We start from the raw sequence: 7,167 nt of genomic DNA, 5'->3' as shown, positions 1-7,167 counted from the left end.
TTCTCGACAATTCAGCACTACAGCAAAACTTCTAAGGCGGACCATGCCCGCAACCCAATAAAGAAAAGTGTATTTTGACAGGATTAACCACGCCAAAGACGCGTGGCAGGCATAGATTAAGAGATGGATAAAGAGAAAAATCATTTTGTCCTGGCCGGAAGCCAAGCCAAAAGGTTATCATCCGCCTTTGGCGATGGTTAATGCAATCTGCGGCTTCCGGCCGCTGCTTGCTTATCCTGTCAATCTATGCCTGCCACGCGTCTTTGGCGTGGTTAATCCTGTCAAAATACACTTTTCTTTATTGGGTTGCGGGCATGGTCCGCCTTAGAAGTTTTGCTGTAGTGCTGAATTGTCGAGAAAAAAAAGCCCCTTCCCAGGGGAAGGAGCTTTTTTTGAATTATGTGGTTTGATTTTCCGACCGGTTATTCCGACAGTCCCTTACGCCCGATCTGTCTGGCGTATGCCAGGGCCACAGTCCTGTAGACCAGGTGGGCCAGCTTGGACCAGGGCAGGTATGCAAAGAGCATAAAGACAGTTACCAGGTGCAGGTAATAGATTATGTAGGCCAGAGCAGCTGCATCAGCCAGCCTGAAGATCTGGGCCAGGAAGCCGGTGATGACCACTGCCCAGATTACACCAAGAAGATACCAGTCATAAAAGGAATTGACGGTCTTTTTGGGATCTATGTTCAGACGCATGCGGGTCATGTACACCAGGCCCACGATAAGAGCTATTCCGCCGACATTGGCCAGGATCTTTACTGGATTGTACAGGGCCATGGGTGTGGCGAACTCGATAATCCCGAATTTGTCCGCCCAGTAGGCTGCCGCTACTATGCCCGTTACTACGAACAGGGCGATAAATCCGTAAAAAACCAGCAGGTGGCCGGTGTAGCGCTCCTGGTTGGTCTCGCAGTCCTTGAACTTGACATGGGTCAGGATCTGCTCCTTGATTACGTCATAAAGTGATCTCAACATCGATGGAGATCCTTCCTGCGGTACATATCCCGCTTCCTTGAAGGACGCCAGCATCCTCCCAACTGAATAGATAAAGGTGAAGACCACAAAAATAACCGTCAGAATGAAAATGGGGTCAATGGCCTGAAGTGTGGGGAATACCTTGCTGAATACGATTTCTCCGTCCGGGATAGTCAGCCCCGTGGTGGCCGCCCAGACAATGAGAAAGAGTATAGCCGGAATGGCAAAGAGTACCGGCAGGTACTTGGCTGAACTCATCCATTCGCCCAGGATGGCCGGCCTGGCCAGAGACTTGTATGCCGTATTGCGAAGGGCGGCCAGAAGATCTCCCGGTTTTGCCCCTCGGGGGCAGTAGTCGGAGCATTCCCCGCAGTTGTGGCACAGCCAGATGTCAATATCATTGACAAGTTTGTCTTTCATGCCCCATTGGGCCCAGACCATTTCCTTGCGGGGGAATGGAGTTTCTTCCGGAGACAGTGGACATATAACGCTGCAGGTTGCGCATTGATAGCATTTTTTCAGGGATTCTCCGCCTGCAGCCTGCATTTCCCGGATAAACTGTACATCAGGGTCGATTCTTGTAGACATCTATTACCTCCTAGAAACCCTTATATGGATTAGGACCGTAACCCTCGATCTCCTCAATGAAGTCATCGATTATCTTGGGTATCTTGTCGTATTCATCTATGGATATCTGTTTCTGTTGTATTCTTTCAGACTCAACCTGCAGCCTTTCCAGGGTTTCACCGATATTGTCCATGCGCTTATTGCACAGCTCACTGCCTTTAATGAAGTGGCACTGGTAGTCATCGCCGTATTTGCAGCCAAGCAGAAGAACCCCGTCTATCCCCTTACTCATGGATTCAGCTATCCACTGGGTATTCACCGAGCCCAGACAGCGGATGCCTATGAAGCGAACAGAGGCAGACCACTTGTTCTTGCGCATGGCCGCCATATCCAGGGCCGGGTAGGCGTCGTTTTCGCAGACCAGGCAAAGGATGCGGTAGCCGCCTTCTTCCTCGTCATCCGGGACCTGGATGGCGGCGATGGCCTCATTGAGCATGGAAACGCTATAGTTGTCAAAGGAGATGACGCGCTCGGGACAGGCGCCCATGCAGGTTCCGCAGCGGCGGCACCTGGTGGTATTGGGCTCTGGAGTTCCCTTCTCGTCGTCGTCCAGGGCTCCGAAGGGGCATTCCTCGGTGCAGCGCTTGCACTGGGTGCAGCGGACCATGTTGAACTTGGGATAAGTGGGGTCACCGGAGCGGGGATGAACAGCCACGCCGTGATTGATGGATTCAAGGCACTGAATGGATTTGAGGGCGGCACCGGCTGCGTCGTCCTTGGCGGTACTCATGTTCATGGGCTGGCGCACGCATCCGGCGGCGTAAATCCCGGTACGCCTGGTCTCATAGGGGAAGCAGATGTAGTTGGAATCGGCAAAGCCGTTGAAAAGCTCCAGATCCGGGATTTGTTCGCCCAGGCGGTATCCCAGCTTGAGTACGGCTTCTTCGGCGATGGTCGGCACCATTCCGGTGGCCAGGACCAGCAGATCAACCGCCACTTCCAGGTCTTCTCCAAGCAGGGTGTCGGTAACCTTGACCACGATCTTGCCGTCTCCGTCTTCGCTTACTTCCTGAATCTCGGATTTGGTCAGAAAGATGCCTGGATCATCCTGGGCTTCACGGTAGTAGCTCTCGTATACGCCGGGTGTACGCATGTCCTTGTAGAATATGAAGGCCTTGGCATCGTCGTCCTTTTCCCGGATATATTTTGCCTGTTTCAGGGATGTCATGCAGCATACCGAGGAGCAGTAGGGAAGGTGCTCGGGATCCCGCTGTCCGGCACACTGGATGAATGCAGCGCTTTGAACCGGCTGCCCGTCGGAAGGCCTTTGCAGCTTGCCTTCCTTGGCCATGGTCTCCAGTTCCACATTGGTAACCACGTTCTTGATTGTGCCGTAACCCAGGTGTCCCAGCTTGGAGGCATCGTAAGGCTTCCAGCCAGTGGCCAGAACCACGGAGCCTATGAAGAGCTCGTGATCCTCGCCTCCGGATTTAACAGTTACAGTGTATTTTCCGGGTGCACCTTTTATGAGCTGCAGTTCAGCCTTGGTCAGCACCTTGATCTTGTCGTTTCCTTCCACTTTGCGGATAAGTTCGTCCACAGAAGGCTGTTCAGCCTCGGTATACGGGTGTTTGGTGGGGGTCTGCTTGTACATCTTGGCGGCGAAACCACCCAGCTTGTCTTCCTTTTCCACCAGAACCACGTCGTAGCCGGTATTGGCTGCACCCAGAGCGGCATTGAGGCCGGTCACTCCGCCTCCCAGAACCATGATGGTGTTGCTGGGCTCCAGGGGCTCCCTTTCGGGATAATCCGTCTTTTCCAGGCGGACCACGCCCATACGGATGTAATCCCTGACCATCATGGTCAAAGGATCGGACATCTCATCATCTTCGGGTTCGGGGAGTTCGGGGTTTCGGTATGACCATACCGCCAATTCCCGAATATTGGCCCTTTCAACCAGGACCTTGGGGCCGAAATCGAACACGTCCCACATTATCCTGGGTGAACAGGCAGCGATGCAGACCTTGTTTACACCCTCGCCGTCGATATCGCCCTGGATTTCTGCAACACCTTCCTTGCTGCATAAAAATGAGTGCTCCTTGAGCACTGCCGGAGAACATTCCTCGTCAATATATTCCCGTACAGCTTCCTTGTTCAGGTTGTCCCCGATTTCGCAACCGGTACAGATATATACTCCTGTCTTATTGTCAGCCATTGTGACTTACCTCCTCCCCGTTTGTATAGCATTCAGTGCCCCGCCTGTGGCTGTTTCGGCCGAGGTCATAACATCCAGCGGCATTTTGGCGCAGCCGACAGGAAAGATTCCCTTGTCCTCGCCGCCGGTGATAAAACCTGAATCGTCCATGGGAACTTCCAAAGCCAGGCCGTCTATGGAAATGGAAGGCTGCATGCCAGTGGCAAGGACCACAAGATCGAAGGTTTCCTCTTTTTTGACACCGCCCATGATGTCTTCAGCGGTTACCACCAGGTCTCCGGTTGCAGTGTCCTCGGTGATTTTTGCAACCTTGCCCTTGACCATCCGCACTTTTTCGTCCTCCTGGATCTTGTTCAGGAAATTTTCGTACCTGCCCGGGGCACGCAGGTCAATGTAGTAGATGACCACCTCAGCGTCAGGGTACTGCTCCCGGATGTAGGTACAGTGCTTGAGGGATGCCATGCAGCAGATGTATGAACAGTAATCCAGGTGATTCTGGTCTCTGGATCCGGCACACTGCACAAAGGCGATGCGTTTGGGTTCTTTGCCGTCTGAGGGTCTAAGCACCCGGCCGTCGGTGGGGCCGGCTGGTGCAGCCAGTCTTTCAAGCTGCATGTTGGAAATGACGTTGGGGATCTGACCTCCTCCCAGGTTGGTGAGCTTGGTGATGTCATACGGCTTCCAGCCTGTAGCGACGATTATTGAACCTACGTTCAGGGTGAACTCGCGCTCTTTTTCATCCAGGTCAATGGCCTGATACTGGCAGGCGTCCACGCATTTGGCGCAGGATGAGCCTTCGCAAACCTGGTCATCAATGACATAGCGCATGGGAAAGGACATAAGGTGCGGACGATAAACGGCCCGGGTCTTGCCCATATTGAAGTCGTATTCGCTGTCTCTTTCAACAGGACAGACTTCGACACACTTGTCACAGGCGGTGCAGTTGCTGTTGACGAACCTGGGCTTGATCTTGATTTTGGCTTCGTAGTTGCCGGGACCGCCTGACACCTCAGTCACCCGGGCCATAGTGAACTGTTTGACCTTCGGGTTTTTTCTGATGCGCTGAAAGTTTATCTCCAGGCCGCATGTCGGAGGACAAAGTTTGGGGAAATAGTGCTTAAGCTGGGCCACTCGTCCTCCAAGATATGGCTCCTGCTCAACGATATACACCTCGTGTCCGACTTCAGCGGCTTCCAGCGCGGCTGTTAAGCCGCTGAAACCGCCGCCGATTACCAGAATACTGTTATTGGACATTCTCAATCCTCCCTGATTTTATGCCTTATCTTACGAAAATGGCCTGAGGCCGAACTAAACCACTGTTCAGTTCAGCTCGGGCTTAGACCATTAAAAAGGCTGCGGACCGTACGGCCCGCAGCCTGTTTCAGTTATTCCTTATCCCATTTGGGATCGAAGATCTGGATGTAAGGCCTCTTGAAGAAGGTCATCTCGCCCTTTTCGGGATCGTACTTGGAGTTGGTGAAGCAAAGCCACTCTTCCTCGTTGAGATCCATGAAGTCGGAGCGATAGTAGAAGCCGGGGTACCTGGTCTCCTTGCGGAACCGGATGTGCATGGTGTGCAGGCGGACGGTCCACAGGCGGTGATAGTTTTCCCAGGCACGCATAAGTTCATGCAGATCGCGGGCGCACAGCTTCAGGGAGTCTTCCTGCAGCCAGTCCAGATGCTTGCTCAACACCTCAAGCAGAGCCTCGGAGGTGACATAGTAGGTAGCCACACCGGCACCGTATTCATCCGAGTACTTGATCAGGCGCATCATGAAGTTGCGCGGGGTGATGTACTTGGGGTTGATGTCCGGAGCAGTGGATACGTTCTTGTGCTCTTCATAGGTGTACCAGGGCTGGTAGATCATCTTGGCCAGGTCCTGGGGGGAATCCTTCAGGGTCGGCTTGAAGTCCTTATGGTCCACACACCAGCGGACCATGGCCTTGGCAGCCATGCGCCCCTCGGCATGTGCACCGGAGGAGAACTTGTGCCCGGAAGCGCCGACGCCGTCAGCGCAGGTCCACAGGCCCATGACCGTGGTCATGCGGTTGTATGCCTTGCCGTTGGGGGCGAGTACCTTGTACTCTTCCGGTACCCAGTCTTCATCGGGCCCGGATACCCAGATGCCGCAGCAACCGGAGTGGGAGCCCAGCAGGTAGGGCTCGGTGGGCATCATTTCGGAGCCCTTGTTCTCAGGCTCAATGTTCATGCAGGCCCACAGGTTGGCCTGACCAACGCACATATCCAGGAAGTCTTCCCAGGCTTCTGATTCCAGGTGCTTCTGCTCTTTCTTGGACAACTCCTTGAAGGTGTTCTGCAGGGCGGTGGCGGTGTCCATATAGATTGGACCAAGGCCGGCCCTCATCTCCTCCAGGGTCTGGTGGTTGCGCAGACAGGCAGGCATGACCTTGCCGGTGGCGTAGCCCTTTTCCTGGTAAGGCTTGAGCAGGTGCATATTCTTCTGGGTATAGTCTTCGCCCTTGGCGTTGGTGGCCTTGGCCTTGAACAGCAGGAACCAGGCGCCAACAGGACCATAGCCGTCCTTGAATCTGGCCGGGCAGAACCTGTTTTCCATCATGGTCATTTCCGCGCCCACCTCGGAACACATGGTGTAGGTGGAGCCGGCGTTCCAGACAGGATACCAGGCCCGGCCCATACCTTCACCGGTGGAGCGGGGGCGGTAGACATTGACTGCGCCGCCACAGGCCACCAGGATGGCGTTGGATTTGAATACATATACTTTATTTTCACGGGTGGAAAAGCCCACAGCGCCGGCTACCCGGTTGGGCTCATTGGCGTCCAGGAGCAGCTTGACCACAAAGCAGCGCTCAATGTAGTTGTCCTCGCCGATGGCGTTTTTGGCTGCCTCGGCCACGATGACCTTGTAGGACTCACCATTGATCATGATCTGCCAGCGACCGGAACGAACAGGCTTGGCACCTTCGCGTACCTGCAGGCCCTTCTTCTTGGCGGCTGCACCGTCGAGGCGCTTGCCGTCGTCAGTGGTCACCCAGATGGGCAGTCCCCATTCCTCAAACAGATGTACGGAATCATCCACGTGACGGCCCAGGTCGAAGACCAGATCTTCGCGCACGGCCTTCATGAGGTCGTTCTGGACCATACGGGCGTAGTCCTCAGGAGTATTGTCGCCCAGATAGGTGTTGATGGCGGACAGGCCCTGGGCCACTGCGCCGGAGCGCTCCAGGGAGGCCTTGTCAACCATGAGATAACTGACATCGTGCTTGTCGGCCCACTTTTTGATCTCTACAGCAGCGCCGCAGCAACCCATGCCGCCGCCCACCAGCAAGCAATCAACATCAATTTCCTTGATTTCCGGCTCACCGATGGGAACACCAAGATTCTGGCTCTTAGATGGAATAACAGGCATAAATACCTCCTTAAAATGC

General features: G+C 54.4%; 4 protein-coding genes. All 4 read right to left on the bottom strand.

Going from position 1 to position 7,167, the window contains the following annotated elements; translation table 11 throughout:
• Nucleotides 1-422: 422 nt before the first annotated feature.
• Nucleotides 423-1,565, bottom strand: a complete 1,143-nt coding sequence (gene qmoC, locus QZP87_RS03715; protein WP_291321570.1) for a quinone-interacting membrane-bound oxidoreductase complex subunit QmoC — start codon at nucleotides 1,563-1,565, stop codon at nucleotides 423-425.
• 10 nt (nucleotides 1,566-1,575) lie between these two features.
• Complete coding sequence (locus tag QZP87_RS03710) at nucleotides 1,576-3,759, bottom strand: hydrogenase iron-sulfur subunit (RefSeq protein ID WP_291321569.1); 2,184 nt, start codon at nucleotides 3,757-3,759, stop codon at nucleotides 1,576-1,578.
• A 6-nt stretch (nucleotides 3,760-3,765) separates the two neighbouring features.
• Complete coding sequence (locus QZP87_RS03705) at nucleotides 3,766-5,013, bottom strand: CoB--CoM heterodisulfide reductase iron-sulfur subunit A family protein (protein ID WP_291321568.1); 1,248 nt, start codon at nucleotides 5,011-5,013, stop codon at nucleotides 3,766-3,768.
• A 131-nt stretch (nucleotides 5,014-5,144) separates the two neighbouring features.
• Nucleotides 5,145-7,148, bottom strand: a complete 2,004-nt coding sequence (gene aprA / locus QZP87_RS03700) for an adenylyl-sulfate reductase subunit alpha (protein WP_291321571.1) — start codon at nucleotides 7,146-7,148, stop codon at nucleotides 5,145-5,147.
• Nucleotides 7,149-7,167 lie beyond the last annotated feature (19 nt).

Origin of the sequence: Desulfonatronospira sp. (assembly GCA_003563255.1) — a bacterium.
In the GTDB taxonomy this organism is placed as follows: domain Bacteria; phylum Desulfobacterota; class Desulfovibrionia; order Desulfovibrionales; family Desulfonatronovibrionaceae; genus Desulfonatronospira.
The sequence above is the reverse complement of the archived record's forward strand: the minus strand, read 5'-3'. Positions and strand labels throughout refer to the sequence as shown.

Bases quoted from the DNA above. Each gene is read 5' to 3' on its own strand.
- QZP87_RS03705 (WP_291321568.1), bottom strand. From the start codon at position 5,013: ATGTCCAATAACAGTATTCTGGTAATCGGCGGCGGTTTCAGCGGCTTA.
- qmoC (WP_291321570.1), bottom strand. From the start codon at position 1,565: ATGTCTACAAGAATCGACCCTGATGTACAGTTTATCCGGGAAATGCAG.
- aprA (WP_291321571.1), bottom strand. From the start codon at position 7,148: ATGCCTGTTATTCCATCTAAGAGCCAGAATCTTGGTGTTCCCATCGGT.
- QZP87_RS03710 (WP_291321569.1), bottom strand. From the start codon at position 3,759: ATGGCTGACAATAAGACAGGAGTATATATCTGTACCGGTTGCGAAATC.